This window comes from Candidatus Saganbacteria bacterium (genome assembly GCA_016223245.1).
In the GTDB taxonomy this organism is placed as follows: Bacteria; Margulisbacteria; WOR-1; order XYC2-FULL-46-14; family XYC2-FULL-37-10; genus JACRPL01.
Genome location: JACRPL010000008.1, coordinates 1 through 19,208 on the forward strand (window position 1 = coordinate 1; position 19,208 = coordinate 19,208).

The following is a 19,208-nucleotide window of genomic DNA, read 5'->3' on the forward strand; positions in this document are numbered from 1 at the left end:
CTTACGACGCCTCCGACAGTCTGTGATTATATTGCGCGATTCAATCCTGCTACGCAAAAGTATGAGTCTGTATATTGGAGCCCGTTTGACCCAAGCGACATTTCGAAGGGTGTCTGGAGTTCGGATACTGATGATCCCAATACCGACCCATTGGAAGTCTCTTCGGTTATTATGGGCGAGGGATATGAGATATCTATATTAAAAAATACGGCTTGGAAGCCGTTGATTAAGTGAGGAGGAATAAAATGAAAAAGAAAAAAATATTTGGTTTGTTGTTGGCGGGGGTGAGTATATTATTGTTTGCGAGTGCGGCTCTTGCTGCGGGCGGCAGCCATCCTGTCAAAGGATATATTTTGCCGTTGAACACAAACTATACTCCCGCGACTTACAAAATGTGGCTTTCAACCGATGCAACAAAAACAAGCTCGGGCAATTGTTCGTATAATAACGCAATAACAAGAACGCAATATCAGGATAACATTGGCAATTGGTATGGCAGTTGGAGCAATGGCCAAGTTCTTCTTTCATTGATTGAAAAAGCTGATGCCGCAGAAGCAGGGGCGGGCCTATATGGCAAAAGTTCATTAACTTTGTCTGATGCGACACCTTCTCAAAACTTCGCGGATATCGCTTCATTAGCAGCTATTCCAAAGCCTACGGCTGCAGCTAATGCTGGGACGGGAACCGTTGATCTTTCAGGCCTTCCAGCTCCTGCCGGAACAATTACTGGATACAATATTTATCGCAGCACCGATGGTACAACTTATACAAAAATCGGCAGTACAAATTCAACAACTTTTTCTGATACAACTGGCATAGTCGCAGCAAATTATACATATGCAGTTAAAATAGTATTTACCGGCGGAGTTGAGACGACAAACCGTTCACAAAAATCGAATCAAGTAACTTATCCCGCAAAGCCAGTAGCCCCAGTTTTGACGCTTAATAAATCAAGCGTTGCTTTTAATTTCCAAATTGGCGGATCGGCCCCGGCAAGCCAAACAATCGGCATAAGCAATACAGGGACCGGAACATTGAATTGGACCGCAGCAAAAACGGCGGCTTGGCTCACGATTAATCCAACAAGCGGCTCTCAAACGTCATCAATGACAGTTTCTGTCAATACAACAGGGCTTACAGCAGGGACATATAATGACACAATATCGTTTACATCAAATGGCGGAAGCGGATCGGTTGCAGTATCATTAACAGTTTCTTCATTGCCAGTACCGACGATCGCAATAGCTCCAAGCACGGTCAACGCCGCATGGAAACATTCGGATATGACGATCACGGGCAGCAATACGAATTTTACGAGTTCAAGCACAGTTGTCTTTGATTCAACTGACATTACAATGACTTTAGGAACTTTAAAAATTGATGTTGCCAAACAAATAATTACATTTGGGATTGATTACCCAACAACGTTGAGCGGAGATAAGATTGTTACAGTCAAAACAGCGGGCCAGCCTGATGTTTCGACAACACTAAAAGTTACGGCAGCGGCGCCTGTTATTTCATTACTCTCCGCAACCCCGTCATCCGGCACTCAAGGCCAAACTTTGGCATCAGTTGCTATTGTCGGTTCAAATACCAATTTTACAAATGCATCAGTAGTTGACTTCGGAGCGGGAATTACGGGTGGAACTGTTTCCGTAACCGACGCAACACATATAACTGTTCCAAATGTCGCGATATCCGCAACTGCAACAGAAGGCCTTCGAACTGTTAAAGTTACAACAGGCACAGAAGTCGCTGCGGGCGATGTGTTCACTGTAATTAAATATGCCGCTCCTCCTGCCACAAATGAAGTGGTCATAGACGACATCGAAGGGACTTTGGCTTCAGGCTATTACCAGTTCGGGCCTACGGAAACTTCGAAACCGATAACAACTGTTATCACAACAGATAAATATGAAGGCACAAAATCTATACAGACAACTTATCCATCTGTCACAGACGGATGGAGAGGATGGGGCGCAACGCTTTCAAGCACGAAAGATGTCCTATCCATGGATGACATTTCATTCCGAATGAAAGGCGACGGCTCATCGAATAAAGTTAAACTGCAGGTGAAAGATGCCGACGGCACAAACTTCGCGATGTCGGATACCGATGCATTTGCGCTCACCGGAAATACTTGGGCTGAATATAAGCTTCAAAACTTCAGATCAAAGATGGCTCGCGTTGTAGGTTCTACAACAGGCGACGCCGCTATTGATTGGAGCAAAATAACCGAGTATCAGTTCGTATTTACAGGGCCTTCACAGACAAATACCGGCGGCATCTTGATCGACTATGTCGTCGCAAAGAAAGCGTCCACTGCGGCGGCTGATCCGACGATCATCCAGGTAAGCCCCGCGGAAGCGGTACCAGGCGCGAAAATAACCGTTGCAGGAACATCTTTTGGCTTAAGCGGATCGGTCGGCTTCAATGACGGGTTCACTGATGTTTATACAATAAAGAGTTCCGGAACAGGCGAAGTTACAACGCAATGGATCGATACAAGCGTAACATTTACCCTTCCAAAAGCTCTTCTGCCAGGCAAGAAGAACGTGAAGATCGTAAGGGACGATGGAAAAACAAGCAACCAAATAGTGTTCACGGTCTTGGCGCCGACAGTCACAAGCTCTTCATATAATTACCCGAACCCGTTCAACGCATTGGCCGGCGGCACGACAAAGATCGTGTTCGCGACAAACGGCGCAACCTCCGCCACAGCTTACATCTTTGATACGATCGCACGCGCCGCGGCAAAATTAAGCTGGACTGGAACCGGAGCTAACGGCGAAATATCGTGGGACGGAAAAAATTCTCTCTCTGAAATAGTTGGAGACGGCGCATATTTGTATCGCGTAGTCGACGCGGGCAATAAGACTCTCGGCAAGGGAAAGATACTTGTCGTCAATAAATAGGAGGCCAGCAAATGAAATTCCTAAACAGAATTGACGATAATAGTATAGAGGGCAATAGAATGTCAAATGTCAAATGTCAAATGTTAAATGATTTAAAAGCTGCGAGGAAACCGCGAAGTTTATCTGCCCGTCTGGCAGGCGGGTTCGCAGGTTTCCGAGCTATATTTGCTGTCAGCTGTTTGCTGTTAGCTGTTAGTTCTCCAGTATTTGCCGCCGATAATCTCGTAGTCGTCGACCCCATGTACATAGGCGTAGGCGCCAGGCCATTAGGGATGGGCAAGGCTTATGTAGCAGTAGCCGAAGACGGCGATGCGTTATTTATAAATCCAGCAGGGCTTGGGAAAGCCACAACCCCAAAACTGACCAGCATGTACACAAATCTTTTGGGTGATGTCAATTATATGGTGCTAGGCGGAGTTTATCCGCAAACCCAGAACAGCGCTATCGGCGCGGGAGCCGTCATAAGCTCGATATCAGGCATCGATTTGAGGGATTCAAGCGGCGCATCATCCGGGACTGGCAGTTGGGGGAACAGCGTTTTCTTCCTATCGTACGGCGTCAACCTCGAAGAATCAAATCTACAATTAGGCGGAAGCTTCAAATATTTCTCACAGGGCGGGGCAGGAGCCGCAACAATTGAATCAGCATCGGCATCCGGCATGGGATTTGACCTCGGAGCGGTGTATTCCCCTTCAGAGAATTTATCGCTCGGCGTATCGGCCCAAAACCCGATCGGCACCAAGATGCAGTCGAGCAATAGGATCGAAAATACTATCCCTTCATTATTTAAGGTCGGCGGAAGCTTAAAATTAAAGCCGGCTGAAAGCCAAAAACTTATCATTGCAGCGGATATGGACCTCGCACGCGGCGCGCAATCCGCGATGCATGCAGGGGCGGAATACCAGGCAACCCCGAATATTTCACTCCGCGCCGGGCTCGACCAAAACCCAGTGGCGGGAGGCGTTGAAACAAACCCAACAATGGGGATAGGTATTACGTCTGGCGGCATGCAGTTTAATTATGCGTTCCATCCATACGGGGCGATCGCCGAAAACACAACCCATTATTTTTCAGTATCTTATGTAGGCGTGCCAAAACAAGCCGCAGCTGAAGAAGCTTCTTTGAATATAACCTTAAAAGAACCATCCGACAAAGCCGTGGTTTATGCCGATGCGGTGAAAGTCTCGGGTCTTGCTAAAGGCGCGGCTGTTGTAACTGTCAATGGCGCCAATGTTTTGGTTGAAAAAGACGGGTCATTTACAGCCTCTGTCCCAATCTCAAAGATCGGAAAGAAACTGGTTCTCGTTGAAGCAAAGAATGCGCAAGGAAAATCGGTACAGGAAGCAAGGCGAGTGCTTCGCTTGCTCAATTTTGCCGATGTTCCCGACGGGCACTGGGCAAAACAGCCTATCGAAGGCTCGAGCACGGCAGGATTGGTCCAAGGATATCCCGACGGCACATTCAAGCCTGAAAGGGTTCTTACAAGGGCCGAAATAGCGACGCTTCTTGTGCGCGCAAAAGGTAAAGAATTAACCGAGCGCCCGGCGTCCTCCGTATTCAAGGATGTTAAGGGTGATTTCTGGGCCGCGGCTTATATCAAAGAAGCTGTCGATATGGGGCTTGTCAAAGGATATCCTGACGGCAAATTCCGCCCCAACAAAAGGCTGACAAAAGCGGAAGCGATAACTGTATTGGTCCGCTACGACAAACTGCCGGTATCGGTCGCCATGGAGAACCCATACAGGGATGTTAAGGCGAAACACTGGGCGGCAAAATATGTCCAGGCGGCAAAAGACAATGGGATGCTCTCATACATCGAAGGCGATAAGTTAGGGCTTGGGAATGCCGTAAGCCGCGCCGAATCGGTTGAAATGATGAGCAAGACGACAGTTGCAGGAAAACTTATAAAAGATCTCCTTTCTTTTGAGAAAGGATATGAATATGAGAAGTCAGCGCCTATTATCAAAGCGAGTATCAATTAGTGAAATTAGGGAAGGGTATCAGAGGATCAGGAAATCAGGGCAACAGAGGAAGAAAGTAGAAAAATAACATGATAGATATAATTGGAGGGGAGTAAAATGTTTGGAGTGGGAAAAGTATTTGGATTCGTAACAAGTTTTGCCAGAAAGTATCCTGCCTCCTTTGCTTTGGGCGGGGCATTAGGCGTGCTTGGGGGCTTTGGCGCAGGGTTAACAGCTCTTAAATTAACTTCCCCTACTATTGGTGAAACAAGAACAATGCCAAGTATTGTTGCCCATCAATTGCCAAATCCAGATGCTGATTGGAAGACAGCCGCCGCAATAGTTATGCGCTTTCAGTGCGGAATGCTTACAAATGATCAAGGTACAAATTCTGCTGTTTATGAGAGAATGGGCGAAGAGCTAAGAGAAATGAACTTGGCTGCAGCTAAAAGATTTCCATTTTTATCAAAAGGTGCAGAACGTCCCGATGATGTTGTGCCTCCAATTCTTGAATATTTGAATGGCAGGGAATTTATGGGAGGAAATGATGAAATAGTATTATTTACCCCAGCTTTTTGCGCAAAAGCTCAAGCCGTCATTGATGAAGCTCGTTCCACTAAAGCGCCTGTAGTTCCGCCTCAAGCAACATGTCCGCCAGTGGCTCCAGCAGCTCCAGCTGCGGCGGCACCGCCTCCAATTCCCGTAGAGAGATATAAAGCGAAGACAGAACTGGTCCCAGTTGCTGCCAAATCGAAGCCGAAAGCTCCAGTCAAACCGAAAAAGCCTGCGCCTAAACCGGCGAAGGATGAAGCTAAACCAGGCAAAGCGGATGCTCCGCCTCCGCCACCAAAGAAAAAACCAAGTATCGATTTTGATCCAGGACAGTTTTAATCTGGAGGAACAAATAAAATGTCTGATGTAAAAGCAAGTTTAATAAGGCCGAATTTAGCAGAACATGTTTATCCTAAAATTTCTGCTAGAGCCAAGGATGTCAAAATTGAGGACAAGCCGCTAACTGATCAAGAAGTGGAAATTGTTAAAGCGGTTTTAACTGCGATGATAGATGCGGCAAGTAAGGCGCCACGCGAAGTAATACTTAGAGCAGCAAGAGAAGTCCTTTCACGAGCAATTTATGAGAATAAAATTACAGCGGAAAGAGCGCAACAGGTATTAAGAGCCATTTTCCCAGCTTTATATGATGAAGTCGAAAAACAAGCAATGCAATCTGCTTGCGAAAAGAAAGACAAAAGACCAACTCTAGCCGATAAGATTTACCCTGGTATTTCCGATAAAATAAAAGATATAAAAATTGGGGACAAGCCGCTAACTGATCAAGAAGTGGAAATTGTTAAAGCGGTTTTAACTGCGATGATAGATGCGGCAAGTAAGGCGCCACGCGAAGTAATACTTAGAGCAGCAAGAGAAGTCCTTTCACGAGCAATTGATGAGAATAAAATTATAGTGGAAAGAGCGCAACAGGTATTAAGAGCCATTTTCCCAGCTTTATATGATGAAGTCGAAGCCAATCTGATGGCAGAAGCCTGCAAAGCTGAACCGGCAAGATCGAAATTCGAACTTGCCGCAGCCGTTAAAGCATACCTAAGGACAAAAAGTGACGCAAGGATCGCGGAAGCTACAAAAGAACCCGATACTTGGGGCGATAATTGGGATAAAACTCTTGTGAGAAATCCTGGAATACCAAGACCGTATGTAAGCGTGGGCTTGAGCGGGGCTTTCGCGGGACAAGAATTGCGGGATGCAAGATTAAGGATCGGCGAGTCCGTGAGTTCCGACCTTCCTATACAGCCGGGCGCTACGGCAACTGTTGGCGCTAGGTGGCATGGACGTTCCGGGAATAATATTGTCGAAGTAATGCCTTATTATTCGCATTCATACAATGGCCTCTTTGGCGCGGAAGCATCTGCTCCAAAGGTAAATGGCTATGGCCATGAAAATAGGCTCGGATTGTCGTTATCTTCCACTAACTTCGATCGCCGCAGTTTTATGCCAAGCTTAAGCTTGCGAGCCGAATATTACGATTATTCCACAAATGTTCCCAATTTTCCAAACTATAACCAAGAAAGCTTTAGATTGTCAGCGGGAGCTAACGAATTGATCTCTTCTGGCGAGTATGGAAGATTGTCCGCTAATATCTCAAACGATCTGGGAGCCGGCGATCTTAGCGGCTTGGGATGGACCATGGGATGGACCAGAAATGTATTGAGCGCGGGCGTAAGGTGGAACAGGGGCAATGCATACGCTTTATTAGGCTACAGGAATACCTACGAATCAAACGAGCTTCGCTTTGATCCGTTTACTCCTGAAGGCCAAAGGCAGTATAACAGAGGCCATGGAGTTTACGCAGGCGGCGGATATGATCTTGGCAAGTATGGATCGATAGATTTTGTCGTATATGCGGATTTTATGAGCAAATTCCGAAATCCTGCTTCAGTTGTTTTGCGCTATTCAAGGTCCGAATATTTTGGAACGCCTTACGCTTTATTGAGAGCCGGACAGCAGAATCTAAATAACGGCGTAAGCAGGTTTGCAATGTTTGAAGCCGGGGTGAGGGATATCAGGCTTTCCGGAAGCGAAAAAGACGGATCGGCAGTAATGCTTGATGTTTCAGCTTATGCCGGACAACAATCAATCGAGCGTCCATTCAATTCCGGCAGTGGAGCTGTTGGAGGGGTTAATGTTGCCTTTAGATTTGGGTCAAGGCCTCAAAGCCCAACAGTTAGGGGAAGCATAAGCGATGTTGTCCCAGATTCCGATGCCCATCAAGCCGAATTGAGATTGAGCCGCGCGAGAGTATTGACAGGCAGTGAATCGGCGATTTTTTCCGATCCTCTTGTTGGGACATTGGTCCCGGACTATCCGCTTGACGCGCATGTGATAGCGGCGTATCTTACGGCATTTAAATTAGGCAAATTAGAGCCTAATTATTCTTTGCCGAAAGATCATGGTCTTTCAAATATAATTCTATTGTCAAGAAAAGCGGACGAATCGAAATTCGGTTATGTGCCAGCTGCATCGGACAAAGTTAAATTGGGAGATGTCGCGCCAGTAGCATTTTTTGTGGGCGAGCAAAGTTCGCTTGCAAAACCAGCTGACGAATTGGAAACAGCGAACGATAAAGACATATACAGAATGACGCCAAGCAAAAGGCGCGTTCTAGAAATTGCAGCTTTAAGGAAGACTTTTGCGTTCATTGCCTCTTCGAATGCGGGCACTGAAATCGCAAAAGACCTGCTTGATGCAGTTGAGGCGATACTTGTAAAAGGAGACATGTTCATTCCACCGGATAAAATTTCGGTTGAGGGCCTTAAGAGCGAACTAAAAGCTCAAGTTGTTGGACCAAATGTCATGGCTTATGCAAGAATTGTTTTGGCCGATGTTGCTAAGAAAGTCAAAGCTGACGCAAGCATACAAGATCCTTTATCTGAATTAAACAAGGCGGCAGTTGATGTAATTCGAGCTAGCGCTTATAACGCAAGCAAAAATGATTCCGATCCTAAACAGGAACTTCCTTCTGCAGAAGAAATGAAAGAGATCTTGAGTGGATTGAAGACTGACCCAGTAGAGCCACCTAAGGCTGAGCCACCAAAGGCAGAGCCACCAAAGGCAGAGCCACCAAAGGCAGAGCCACCAGCTAAACCAGGAGCAGCGCCAGCAGACAAACCAGCACCAGCGGACAAGCCGGCAGATGATGCCGCTAGAGGACTAGAAGGCGTTGATCCTAATAAAGGCAAGGGTGGAGCAGGCAATGGGCCGCAAATAGTACCGTCGCCGAAATAATGACCAAATCCCAATGACCAATGACCAACATGGTATTCCGCCTTCGGCGGTTTTATAATTACCAAATTATAACAACCAACTTCCGCAAATGACGAGTTAACAAATCTTTGAAATTAACCTATTTTTCCGCTATAATTACATTAGAATAATCTCACTTTTCTTCAGTGTTGTTTTTAATATAATTTTGGCGAAGCCAAACATTGTTGGTCATTGGGACCTGCCTGCCGGCAGGCAGGTTTGCGTCATTAGTAATTTTTCATATGAAAGGGTGTAAATAAATGGCAAAAATAAAAGCGATAATCGGACGAGAAGGATTGGACTCGAGAGGAAACTCTCAGGAAAGAGAATAAGCATGACGGAGAAGTCATTGGCTATTTTTGAAAACTTTAAAATTCGCCGGCATTACGACGAAAAAACCGAAACTTGGTATTTTTCGGTAATCGATATTATTGCGGCATTAATAGAACAAACCGATTTTAAAAAAGCAAAAAGTTACTGGACAACATTAAAAAATCGCTTAAAACAAGAAGGCAGTGAGTTGGTCACATTTTGTGACCAACTGAAAATGCAATCCGCTGATGGCAAGTTCTACAAAACCGATGTGGCAAAAGTGGAAACTATTCTTCGCCTCATACAATCAGTGCCAAGTAAAAAAGCTGAACCAATTAAATTATGGCTGGCAAAGGTGGGATATGAACGATTGCAGGATATGGGCGATCCTGTCCGTTCACTTGATCGCGCCCGTGAATACTGGCAAAAGCACGGTCGAAGCGAAAAGTGGGTTCAGCAGCGGATGATGGGGCAAGAAATCAGAAATAAATTGACCGATTATTGGAAAGATAATGAGGTGAAAGAGCAAGATGAATACGCAATATTAACAAATATCATCCATGAAGAATGGAGCAGCTTATCGGTGAAAAAACATAAGAACTTAAAGGGTCTTAAAGCTCAAAATCTGCGAGATCACATGTCCGATGCTGAATTGATTTTTACAGCTTTAGCGGAGCTTTCCACTCGGCAAATAGCTGAAACAATGCAAACTAAAGGCTTGGAAGAAAATAAAATTCCGGCTAAAAAGGGCGGTAAAATAGCGAAAAATGCCCGCTTAGAGCTGGAAGCGAAAACAGGGAAAAACGTAATTACATCTGAAAACTATCTTTCGCCAGTGAAGAAACAAGTGCAGATAAAACAAAAATCGGTCAATAGCGGGGATGAAGGAGGGGTGATGTAAAATAATGGCAAAAATAAAAGCGATCATAGGACGAGAAGTATTGGACTCGAGAGGAAATCCCACAGTTGAAGTCGATGTAATATTAAATAACGGGATAAAAGGGAGTGCAATAGTACCTTCAGGCGCATCGACCGGAAGCCGCGAAGCACTTGAGCTGCGCGATGGAAACAAATCAAGATATTTAGGCAAAGGGGTCCTTAAAGCCGTAAAGAACGTTTCGATACTTGCAAAAAAATTGATAGGATTGAATCCAACCAAGCAAGAAAAGATCGATCGCCTCATGATCGAGCTTGACGGGACCGAGAACAAAAGCAAATATGGAGCAAATGCTCTTCTTGGGATATCAATGGCTGTTGCCCATGCGGCGGCTAATTCAGAAGGCTTGCCATTATTCAAATACTTAGGCGGAACAAAAGCAATAACACTTCCAGTGCCTATGATGAATGTGTTGAATGGCGGAGCTCATGCAGGCTGGTCAACAGAGATGCAGGAATATATGATAGCGCCTGTTGGAGCCAAGACATTCCGTGAAGCGTTAAGGATCGGGACCGAAGTTTATCATGCACTAAAAGCCGTGGTCAAAGAAAAGGGATACCCAACAACTGTCGGCGACGAAGGCGGCTTTGCTCCAAAGACCGGATCGAACGAAGGCAATCTTAAGCTCATTATGGAAGCGATCGAGAAGACCGGATATAAGCCTGGAGCCGATATTTGCATTTGCATGGACCCGGCTTCATCGGAATTTTTCAAGAACGGAAAGTATGAATTAAAGACAGAGAGGAAAAACTTATCTTCTGCCGAAATGGTTGACCTTTATGCATCATGGATCGAGAAATATCCCATCGTTTCAATCGAGGACGGATTGGCAGAAGGCGATTGGGAAGGGTGGAAACTATTAACCGATAGGCTCGGAAAGAAGATCCAGCTAGTAGGGGATGACTTATTTGTTACAAACCCTAAGATATTAAAAGAAGGCATACAAAAAGGCGTCGCCAATTCGATCTTGATCAAAGTAAACCAGATCGGGACATTGACCGAAACGATCGAAGCCATAAATATGGCAAAAAAAGCCGGATATACTGCCGTTACATCGCATAGATCGGGTGAAACCGAAGATGCGACTATCGCTGACCTAGCGGTTGCTCTAAACACGGGACAGATTAAGACAGGAGCTCCTGCAAGGACTGATCGCGTTGCAAAATATAACCAGCTTTTGAGGATCGAAGAAGCTTTGGGCAAGAAAGCCAAGTATTTGGGCATCAAAGCCTACGCGAAATGACCTCACCCCCTGTCCCCCTCTCTACGAAGTAGAATAGAAGCCCGACTATTTCCATTTTATTTTAAAAGCTCACGGACAAATTGATTGACGATCTTGCCGTCGATGCCGGGATGCTTTGCCGACACGGCTTTCATGACACTGCCCATATCTTTGATAGTTGTGGCGCCCAATTCGGATATTGCGGCAATAACCGTGTTTTTTATTTCTTCAGGTGAGAGCTGTTTTGGAAGATATTCTAAAACGATCTCGTTCTCTCTGGTTGATTTTGAAGCATCCTGTACGCGGCCGACTTTATTGGCTTCAACGGCCGCTTCCGTTAATTCTTTCGAATATTTTGAGACGATCTTTATGACTTCAGCGTCTGTTAGTTCTCCTCGCGCATTGACATAAAGCACTTTGCTTTTCATCATGCGGAGGACGGAGAGGCGGAATTCATCCCGCACTTTCATTGCCTTCATGAGATCAGAGTTTATTTTAGCTAATAGTTCGCTTTTTGTCTCGGTCATGACTATTAACCCCTATACACTATTTTGCCGTTTTTTTGTATTTCGCTTAAAAAATCTAGTTTCGATGCGGATAGTACTTCTTTTGGCGTAAACCCGATCGCCTCGATCTCGGTTGTTTTTGCTTTCCATGCGAGCTTCCCTAAAAAAACAAGCCGATCGAAAAACCCCTGGTTTTTAAATGAATCGGATATTATGGCAAGATCAATATCGCTCCATTGTTTTTGGGATCCTTTTGCATAGGAGCCGAAAAGAATGGCTTCCTTGATATCGATCGCCTTTCCAGCTTCGGCGATAAACCGGTTGATTATATTTATAGCTTTAGATTTTCTATAAACCATTTGTAAATCCTTTTTGCGTTCTCGTATATGCCTTCCGCTTTTTTAAGATTTTTGATATTTACCGCTTCCTTGTAAGTTGGATATCTTGTGGCAATGTAGTATTTATCGGTTTCAATGAGCTTGTCTAGAATATCCTGCGGCGGGGTTAATTCCAAAAGCTGGCAGAGCCGTTCAAGCTTATGGAGATAAGGCGGTATTTCTTTATGTATTTTTACATATCCCGCCTTGAGGCATTTTTCCAGAGCCTGCTGGCAGATGAACGCGCACCATGTGTACCTATGCGCATCAAGCAAAGCTTTCGCGGATTTTAGGTCTTCTTTTGAAAAATCAAGCCAATATTCCGCGAGCTCTTCGGGATTTTTTGTCATCATATTACAAGCAATTATACAATGTTTAACAGTAAATATCTATGTTTTTCTAAAGTAAATAAGTTGTGATGCGTTACCCCCGCCATTAGCCGGACTTTCGGCCTTAACATCTACCTTGAAATATGAATATGCTGCAGTTGTTGGAGTAAAGATATATGTATATGTCGGCCCAAAAGTTGCATCGGAACTGGATATTAGAGTTGAAGCAGCAGGCCTTAATGCGCCCGCTTGTATCAAAACCGCACCTGTTGCATCGTAATAATTGATCCCGTCAAGGTTATAGTTCATGCCTGTTATTGGGTTTCCCGCGTCATCGCGCGGGACCGTCCAAGTAAATGTGACGGAAGTCCCTTCAAACGTGAATTTGTTCGAGTTGAGCTGGTATACATTCAAATTTAAAGCAGAGCCTTCCTTTGTGGTATATGCGCCGCCGGTAGTATATTTATACGAGGTAAGCCTTGGGATGGAGTGGAATACGTAATTTATTGTAGATATGAATTCTTGCGTGGTGCCGCTTGTCGATGTCACTCTGAATTTAATGATATCCCCAGCTTCGGGGGTGCCGACAGGGATCACATGGACTGTCCACCTGTCGTTGTTCGTACCTTTATATAATTTATAAGAATTGGCGCTCCATAATGTGCCGCTGCTGCCAGCCGGCCCGTCGCCCGAAATTGTCGCGGTTCCGATCCAGGCGGGACCATCAATGACGCGGATTTCCGAAAAATCGTTCGCCGTGTAACCTGTTGCCATGACGACTTCGATCGCCATATTTGTTTTAGCGCCTACAGAAACCGAGCTTGAGTTGACCGCGCCGCTAATATAGGTTGGGTATTCTTCGTAAATTAACGGGAGATTCGAAAAGGCATTAGTATTACTGACGCCCGCAACCTTTACTTCAACTGCCCCTGTTTTTCTCGGGGTGCTGTCAAGCCCATCGACAGAGCCGTCGCCATCGTCATCAACATCGATGACATCGGGTATCCCGTCGCTGTCTTCATCGACAGCGTCTTTTAATGTGCCAGTAAAAGCGGCTTCTCCGGTCCCTCGCCCCAATATTCCCGCACCGACAGGAATAAAAGTTTCGGTGCTTTTCTTTGTCGCAGTGCTTCCGGTATCCAGTTTAGTTGACGCAATTTCCGCCGTCGGGACCGCGGCGCCTTTTGCGCTCTCGTAAACAATTTTTCCAAGATCGATCGGCCCGCCTGTTGATTCCGGGGTTATAGCCATGTATACGCTAGTGGCTGTTCCTCCAAAAGAAACAGGCGCCACGAATTTTTTGCCGCTGTCTATTAGTTCCAGGTAAAAAGATTCGCCCGAAGGGACCGATATCGAAAATGCCCCATCGGTTGCGGCAGTTGTTGTATCAGGGAAATAGACTTTTTTATCGACAGTACCAACAGCTACGACCGTATAACCCGAAAGAGGAGCGGTCGGGTCAGCCATGATCCTGACGCCTGACGCCAACGAACTTAAGGCTGATGTCCTTACAGCGCCGGAATATATATTTCCTTTAATTGAAACAGCCGATGATGTAGTGCCGGCGATCGTTGTGGTCGTAGTTGACGATGTGGTAGTTGTCGTTGTGGCAGCAGTTGTGGACTGCGTGGTACCGCATCCAGCAATTAGCGTTACTGCAAATCCCAATGACGCAAACCTGCCTGCCGGCAGGCAGGTCCCAATGACCAACAATGAAATAATTATATTATTTTTCATGTCCCCCCCATTAATATATTGGAATGATAGTTTTTGGGGAGATAATTGTCAAGAGCGTTTGAAATTTATTATGCCGTGTATTATACTGCTTGGTACTTCAAGGAGGTTCTATGATAAAAAAGACCTTAGCGGCGTTTTTTATTACTGTTCTTGTATTTGCCACCCAATCCTTTGCGGCATTCCATAATTTATTCTTGGAACAAAACCAAAAAGATATAAGTTATTTCGTGCTTCCGCATCTTTCGGGTGGGACGACGGCATCCTCAATTAATTTTGATTATTCGCCGGAAAAAGACAGGAGCGCCGAGATATTTATTATGGGGCTCAACAGCCTGTTAGGCTTCAGTCCTAATTCCGTAACCCAGATTGGATTGCTTGGGAAACAAAAATTGCTGACTGGAGGAAGCTTTTTTTTCTCCGGCATAATCGGTATGGGCGGCCTTTATACTCCGCAATCAGGCTTTGGAATGGCCGGGAACCTGGGCGGAGCTCTTGGATATGCGGTTACGCCCGGCATTAAGATCTCTATTCCAGTTGTCGCTTCTATATTCAAGGACGGAGGATTGATCGATTATTCGGCCGGCCTTTCGCTTTCGATTCCCGGGCAAGGTAATAAGGAGATCGTTGTTGGCGCAAAAGGGACGGCTATGATCGTTTTAACCTCAAGTCTTGCCGCCCTTCAAAATTCGCTGTTTGGCCTTGCCGGGTTCCGCGCATACTTCTAGGAGGGAAATAATGGGAAATAAATTCAGTAATATTAGGATTTTATGGCTTGTGCTTGCGATTTGTTTTGGATTTGGGATTTTGATTTTTGGATTTATGAATATCGGCTGCAGTTCGATCCAGTCGTTCTTAAACCAGGCGAATACAGATATGAAGAGCTCGACTTTTTCGGCCCTTGCGGCTCTCGGATTGAAAACTACAGGCATTGTAACTGTAGGAGGCGCATCCTATTGGGGTGTAACGCCTTCCAAGATCACCGGAAAAGTTGCAACTGTTTTTTTTCCCATAAACAATACCGAAGATGAAGGGGTTGTAGTTTTCGGCTTTTATCGTCCTGACCTTGCGACAAGTCTGACGGAACTCAAGGATTTTGACCTGTCCCAGACTACAAGGTTAAAAGGCATAATGAGCAAAAAGCCCGGCTATATTGGAGGGCCCGCATCAATGATACTTATGATGTACGGGTATTTCAACGTCTACTTCAACCAAGGGTCGCCTGAAGCCGAGCGCGTGTTAAGGTATGCCTATGCTACAACAGGCGATTATACCAAAGGCGATATATTATTAAAAAATTCGACAACAGGAAACTTTGAATGGCTTAATTCGTCGACGGGATCGCTTGATTCAACCCGCCCGTCATCGCCTGTTGCAAATTCGACGATCAAGAATTGGACCGATTCAACGCATCCGACAATGGTATTTTTCCCTCTTTTAGCAAAGGTCACTCCTGAAGCGGCAACTTTTACCGCCGCATTGATCGATAATAACAATTTGACGATCACTTTGGACTTTAATTATGCGAATTCACTTTTGTTCGATGGCGTTACGACCGAAGCGCAATTCAATAGTTTGGCCCCGCGGGACCTTATAGGCAAGTCTTCCAGTTCAACTTGGACCGACAGGTGTTTTATGAGGCAGATGAGGACTGCATGGAATGGGCCTTCAACAACAGACCCCGGGGTTTATGTGACAGTAAGCGTTGAAGCGACGCCAAGATAATTTATAAAGCCGCTATTATCGCGTCGGCCATTTTGGAGGTTGAAACCGCTGACTTGTCGTTTCGATCAGGCTTTAGATCATAGGTAACGCTCTTTCCTTCGGCTATTACTTTTTCTACAGCTTTTTCCAATCTCTTTGCCGCATCTTTTTCACCGATATAATCGAGCATTAGTACAGCTGAAAGTATCATTGCTGTTGGGTTGACTTTGTTCTGTCCCGCGTATTTCGGGGCTGATCCGTGTATCGCTTCAAATACCGCGATCCCATTGCCAAGATTTGCCCCGGGCGCTATGCCTAATCCGCCGATAAGACCGGCGCAAAGGTCGGAGAGGATATCTCCGTATAGATTCGGCAAGCATAATACATCATATAGTTCAGGTTTCTGCACCAACTGCATGCACATGTTGTCGATCAATCTTTCTTCGTATTCGATCTTGCCCGCGTATTCTTTGGCAACTTCGCGGGCAGAGGCAAAGAATAGGCCGTCAGTATATTTCATAATGTTAGCTTTAGAAATAGCTGTTACTTTCTTTCTATTATTCTTGACCGCGTATTCGAACGCGTATTTTGCAATTCTTTTAGAATTGGTTGCCGATATTGGTTTGATCGAAATGCCGGAATCTTTTAAGATATTTTTTTTCGAAAGCTTTTCAATTTCCGAAATTAAAGCCTTAGTTTCAGGTTTCCCTTCTTCGAACTCTATCCCCGCATAAAGGTCTTCGGTGTTTTCACGTACAACAACGAGATCGATGTCGGCAAACCTTGATCTGACGCCTTTAAACGATTTGCATGGCCTCAAGCACGCGTAAAGGTCAAGTTCTTTTCTTATGGCGACGTTTACACTTCGAAATCCTGTCCCAATAGGGGTCGTTAGCGGACCTTTAAGGGCGATCTTGTTTTTTCTTATAGATTCAAGTGTTTCTTTTGGGAGAGGGGTTTTGTATTTTGAAATGATGTCAGCGCCTGCTTCAACGATTTCCCAATCGATCTTAACGCCTGTCGCGTCAACGCAGCGCCTAGCGGCGCCTGATACTTCAGGGCCTATGCCGTCTCCCGGGATCAAGCTTATTTTGTAGGCCATAGTTATTTTGATGCCTTTTTTGTATTTGGCCTTAAAATTTCAAAATTGATGCTTAATAATTTGCTTTTTGGGGCCGGCAGGTTTTTTGAAGCATCTAATATCTCAATTCCAATGACCTTTCCCGACCTATTATAATCAAGGATGATCCCATCTTTGGTTTCATCGCTTTCAAAATATGGTGAATCATTGAAACGTATGTACATTGCGTCCAGTTTTTCGTCATAATTTATTTTCATTCAACTCCCCCTCCCAATATTTTTCAATTTTTGTTGTCCTATAAGCCGTAATGACCAAAAAATCATGCCCTTCTTTCACATAAACCACTCGATATAGAAATTTTATCTTCGAACGGAAAATGATTTTTTGAGCTATTTTTCGCCCTTTTGTTTTGGCGGAAACCAGTTGATCGGGTTTGTTTATAACACTTTCAATATCCTTAAGCGACAAATCCCTTTCATTTAGCTGCCGGTCCGCATGCAATGATAACTTTATCACAAATTGATTATAAATCTTTTTGATGATAAAATCAAATCACCCCCACTTGCCTTACTGTGTTCGGCATTCTCCCTCTTATAAGGGGGGGAGGGGGTTTAGATATGGAAAAAGATCTCAAAAAATTAAAAATAGCAGTTCTTTGCGGAGGCCGGTCTGGCGAGAGAGAAGTATCATTGCGTTCCGGCAAGCGCGTTTTTGAATCTCTAAAGAACCAAGGGTTCAATGTCATCCAATCCGATATCGATGACGATCTCGTGTCGCGACTCAAAAAAAACAAGATCGATGTCGCATATCTTGTTCTTCATGGAAAATACGGCGAAGACGGAACTATCCAAGGGTTATTGGAAATAACGCAGATCCCTTATACGGGGTCTGGAGTTTTAGCATCTGCGCTTGCGATAAATAAAGTGGCGTCAAAAAGGATTTTCCAAGCGATCGGTATCCCAACCCCCAAATTCATCGAAGTCGATCCGCAAGCCGACTTAAAAAATGAGGCAGGAAAAATTTCCGGCATTTTCGCTTATCCTTTAGTCGTGAAGCCATTGAGCGAAGGTTCAAGCTTAGGCGTCACGATTGTGAAAAAAGAAGACGATCTTGAAAAAATATTAAAAGAAACGATCAAAAAACATGGCAACGCTTTCGTCGAAGAATTCATCAAAGGCAAAGAAGTCACAGTTGGAATTCTGGGGAATGAAGCCTTGCCAATACTTGAGCTTGTGCCAAAGTCTGAGTTCTATGATTTTAAGGCGAAGTATACCGAGGGAGGGACCGAGTTTATATTGCCCGCACGGTTATCCCCGCAGCTTGCGAAAAAAGTCCAAGAAATTGCTTTAACCGCGCATCGCGCGTTAGGATGCAGAGCAGTGTCCAGGGTTGATATGATAATCGGGGCCGACAACGTCCCATATGTCCATGATGTTAATACTATCCCAGGGATGACTGAAAACTCCGATCTTCCCGCAGAAGCAAAGCATATCGGGTTAACTTTTGATGAACTCGTCGTAAAAATCCTCGAGATATCGTTAAATGCGGAATAGGCCGAAGAAAAAAACCAAAAAAAGAAGCAGGATGATCCTAAGAATGCTATTGCTTGCTTTATTTCTTGGCGCCATATTGACTTTGATCGCGCTCCTGCCGGTTTTTAAGCTTGAAGAAGTCCAAATATCCGGCACACGCCTTCTTCTGCCGGAAGAAGTGATACGCGAAGCAAAGGTCCCGCTCGGCGGCAGCATCTTTTTTACAAGCCTTTTAAACGCCAAAAAGAATCTCTCAAGAATCGCTATAGTAAAGAAATTAAGATTCAAAAGGGTCCCACCGTCAAAAATATTAATTGTGATAGAAGAGCGGAAAGAAGCCGTGATATGCGTCCTAAAAAATAAGCAGTCCCTTATTTTAGACAAGGACGGCGTGGTGTTGAACCCGCAAATTGCTTCAAACTCTGCCATAGAGTTCCCCGACATCACCAATCTTCCTGTCATGAACGGCCTTGATGAAGCCTGGCTTGAACAAGGCAGGTACATCCGCTCGGATGTGGGTCGCGATGTCCTCAAATTGCTGGCGGAATTTGAAACTTTCATCGCCCCTCAAAAATTGCAGATCGATGTTGCCGACCTGAACGACATAAAATTGCTCGTTGACGACATTTTAAGGGTCAGGATAGGGTCGGTCCAGGATCTCAATTTAAAAATGCGGAACTTCGAGGCTATTTATTCGAAGAACAGGGACCGTAAGAACGAAATTGAGTATATAGATGTCAGCTCGTATTCCTTTCCAGCGGTCAAATACAAGCATTGACATT

At 45.0% G+C, this 19,208-nt stretch carries 17 protein-coding genes; 10 read left to right on the forward strand and 7 right to left on the reverse strand.

Annotation, left to right across the window (positions count from 1 at the left end):
• Positions 1-245 precede the first annotated feature (245 nt).
• The 6 genes from HZC34_03390 (at position 246) to eno (ending at position 11,184) form a co-directional block, all read left to right on the forward strand.
• Positions 246-2,915 carry a hypothetical protein gene (locus HZC34_03390; GenBank protein MBI5700876.1) on the forward strand — a complete coding sequence of 890 codons (2,670 nt, stop codon included), beginning with the start codon at positions 246-248 and terminating at the stop codon, positions 2,913-2,915.
• A gap of 11 nt (positions 2,916-2,926) precedes the next feature.
• Positions 2,927-4,897 (forward strand): S-layer homology domain-containing protein, encoded by a 1,971-nt coding sequence (locus HZC34_03395; protein ID MBI5700877.1) that lies wholly within the window; start codon positions 2,927-2,929, stop codon positions 4,895-4,897.
• 96 nt (positions 4,898-4,993) lie between these two features.
• A complete protein-coding gene (locus tag HZC34_03400; protein ID MBI5700878.1) occupies positions 4,994-5,767 on the forward strand; it encodes a hypothetical protein in 774 nt (257 codons plus the stop codon).
• An 18-nt stretch (positions 5,768-5,785) separates the two neighbouring features.
• The gene (locus tag HZC34_03405) at positions 5,786-8,674 is read left to right on the forward strand and encodes a hypothetical protein (protein MBI5700879.1); all 2,889 of its coding nucleotides are present in this window, start codon (positions 5,786-5,788) and stop codon (positions 8,672-8,674) included.
• A gap of 352 nt (positions 8,675-9,026) precedes the next feature.
• Positions 9,027-9,905 (forward strand): hypothetical protein, encoded by an 879-nt coding sequence (locus HZC34_03410; protein ID MBI5700880.1) that lies wholly within the window; start codon positions 9,027-9,029, stop codon positions 9,903-9,905.
• Between the two features lie 4 nt (positions 9,906-9,909).
• Positions 9,910-11,184: a phosphopyruvate hydratase gene (eno, locus tag HZC34_03415; GenBank protein MBI5700881.1), complete on the forward strand. Its 1,275-nt coding sequence runs from the start codon at positions 9,910-9,912 to the stop codon at positions 11,182-11,184.
• A 56-nt stretch (positions 11,185-11,240) separates the two neighbouring features.
• Here eno and HZC34_03420 read toward each other — a convergent pair whose 3' ends face one another.
• The 4 genes from HZC34_03420 to HZC34_03435 are packed head-to-tail and all read right to left on the reverse strand — an operon-like array spanning position 11,241 to position 14,112.
• Positions 11,241-11,690: a GatB/YqeY domain-containing protein gene (locus HZC34_03420; protein ID MBI5700882.1), complete on the reverse strand. Its 450-nt coding sequence runs from the start codon at positions 11,688-11,690 to the stop codon at positions 11,241-11,243.
• A gap of 5 nt (positions 11,691-11,695) precedes the next feature.
• Positions 11,696-12,028, reverse strand: a complete 333-nt coding sequence (locus HZC34_03425) for a nucleotidyltransferase domain-containing protein (protein MBI5700883.1) — start codon at positions 12,026-12,028, stop codon at positions 11,696-11,698.
• Positions 12,001-12,399 carry a HEPN domain-containing protein gene (locus HZC34_03430; GenBank protein ID MBI5700884.1) on the reverse strand — a complete coding sequence of 133 codons (399 nt, stop codon included), beginning with the start codon at positions 12,397-12,399 and terminating at the stop codon, positions 12,001-12,003. The genes HZC34_03425 and HZC34_03430 overlap by 28 nt, the downstream gene beginning before the upstream one ends.
• A 36-nt stretch (positions 12,400-12,435) precedes the next feature.
• Positions 12,436-14,112, reverse strand: coding sequence for a hypothetical protein (locus HZC34_03435; GenBank protein ID MBI5700885.1), 1,677 nt, complete (start codon positions 14,110-14,112; stop codon positions 12,436-12,438).
• Positions 14,113-14,222: 110 nt separating this feature from the next.
• On the opposite strand from HZC34_03435, the gene HZC34_03440 reads away from it, so the two are divergent.
• Both HZC34_03440 and HZC34_03445 read left to right on the forward strand, forming a co-directional pair.
• Positions 14,223-14,837 carry a hypothetical protein gene (locus HZC34_03440; GenBank protein MBI5700886.1) on the forward strand — a complete coding sequence of 205 codons (615 nt, stop codon included), beginning with the start codon at positions 14,223-14,225 and terminating at the stop codon, positions 14,835-14,837.
• A 10-nt stretch (positions 14,838-14,847) separates the two neighbouring features.
• Complete coding sequence (locus tag HZC34_03445; protein MBI5700887.1) at positions 14,848-15,834, forward strand: hypothetical protein; 987 nt, start codon at positions 14,848-14,850, stop codon at positions 15,832-15,834.
• 1 nt (position 15,835) lies between these two features.
• On the opposite strand, the gene HZC34_03450 is transcribed toward HZC34_03445, so the two are convergent.
• The 3 genes from HZC34_03450 to HZC34_03460 are packed head-to-tail and all read right to left on the reverse strand — an operon-like array spanning position 15,836 to position 17,410.
• Positions 15,836-16,915, reverse strand: a complete 1,080-nt coding sequence (locus tag HZC34_03450) for an isocitrate/isopropylmalate dehydrogenase family protein (GenBank protein MBI5700888.1) — start codon at positions 16,913-16,915, stop codon at positions 15,836-15,838.
• A gap of 2 nt (positions 16,916-16,917) precedes the next feature.
• Positions 16,918-17,151, reverse strand: coding sequence for a DUF2283 domain-containing protein (locus HZC34_03455; GenBank protein MBI5700889.1), 234 nt, complete (start codon positions 17,149-17,151; stop codon positions 16,918-16,920).
• Entirely contained in the window at positions 17,135-17,410 is a 276-nt protein-coding gene (locus HZC34_03460; protein ID MBI5700890.1) for a DUF4258 domain-containing protein, read from the reverse strand. The genes HZC34_03455 and HZC34_03460 overlap by 17 nt, the downstream gene beginning before the upstream one ends.
• A 101-nt stretch (positions 17,411-17,511) precedes the next feature.
• On the opposite strand from HZC34_03460, the gene HZC34_03465 reads away from it, so the two are divergent.
• Complete coding sequence (locus HZC34_03465) at positions 17,512-18,447, forward strand: D-alanine--D-alanine ligase (GenBank protein MBI5700891.1); 936 nt, start codon at positions 17,512-17,514, stop codon at positions 18,445-18,447.
• Between the two features lie 43 nt (positions 18,448-18,490).
• Positions 18,491-19,204 carry an FtsQ-type POTRA domain-containing protein gene (locus HZC34_03470; protein ID MBI5700892.1) on the forward strand — a complete coding sequence of 238 codons (714 nt, stop codon included), beginning with the start codon at positions 18,491-18,493 and terminating at the stop codon, positions 19,202-19,204.
• The last annotated feature ends 4 nt before the right edge of the window (positions 19,205-19,208 follow it).

Bases quoted from the DNA above. Each gene is read 5' to 3' on its own strand.
- eno (MBI5700881.1), top strand. From the start codon at position 9,910: ATGGCAAAAATAAAAGCGATCATAGGACGAGAAGTATTGGACTCGAGA.
- HZC34_03450 (MBI5700888.1), bottom strand. From the start codon at position 16,915: ATGGCCTACAAAATAAGCTTGATCCCGGGAGACGGCATAGGCCCTGAA.
- HZC34_03430 (MBI5700884.1), bottom strand. From the start codon at position 12,399: ATGATGACAAAAAATCCCGAAGAGCTCGCGGAATATTGGCTTGATTTT.
- HZC34_03465 (MBI5700891.1), top strand. From the start codon at position 17,512: ATGGAAAAAGATCTCAAAAAATTAAAAATAGCAGTTCTTTGCGGAGGC.
- HZC34_03445 (MBI5700887.1), top strand. From the start codon at position 14,848: ATGGGAAATAAATTCAGTAATATTAGGATTTTATGGCTTGTGCTTGCG.
- HZC34_03425 (MBI5700883.1), bottom strand. From the start codon at position 12,028: ATGGTTTATAGAAAATCTAAAGCTATAAATATAATCAACCGGTTTATC.
- HZC34_03435 (MBI5700885.1), bottom strand. From the start codon at position 14,112: ATGAAAAATAATATAATTATTTCATTGTTGGTCATTGGGACCTGCCTG.
- HZC34_03395 (MBI5700877.1), top strand. From the start codon at position 2,927: ATGAAATTCCTAAACAGAATTGACGATAATAGTATAGAGGGCAATAGA.
- HZC34_03420 (MBI5700882.1), bottom strand. From the start codon at position 11,690: ATGACCGAGACAAAAAGCGAACTATTAGCTAAAATAAACTCTGATCTC.
- HZC34_03400 (MBI5700878.1), top strand. From the start codon at position 4,994: ATGTTTGGAGTGGGAAAAGTATTTGGATTCGTAACAAGTTTTGCCAGA.
- HZC34_03455 (MBI5700889.1), bottom strand. From the start codon at position 17,151: ATGAAAATAAATTATGACGAAAAACTGGACGCAATGTACATACGTTTC.
- HZC34_03440 (MBI5700886.1), top strand. From the start codon at position 14,223: ATGATAAAAAAGACCTTAGCGGCGTTTTTTATTACTGTTCTTGTATTT.
- HZC34_03405 (MBI5700879.1), top strand. From the start codon at position 5,786: ATGTCTGATGTAAAAGCAAGTTTAATAAGGCCGAATTTAGCAGAACAT.
- HZC34_03410 (MBI5700880.1), top strand. From the start codon at position 9,027: ATGACGGAGAAGTCATTGGCTATTTTTGAAAACTTTAAAATTCGCCGG.
- HZC34_03390 (MBI5700876.1), top strand. From the start codon at position 246: ATGAAAAAGAAAAAAATATTTGGTTTGTTGTTGGCGGGGGTGAGTATA.
- HZC34_03470 (MBI5700892.1), top strand. From the start codon at position 18,491: ATGCTATTGCTTGCTTTATTTCTTGGCGCCATATTGACTTTGATCGCG.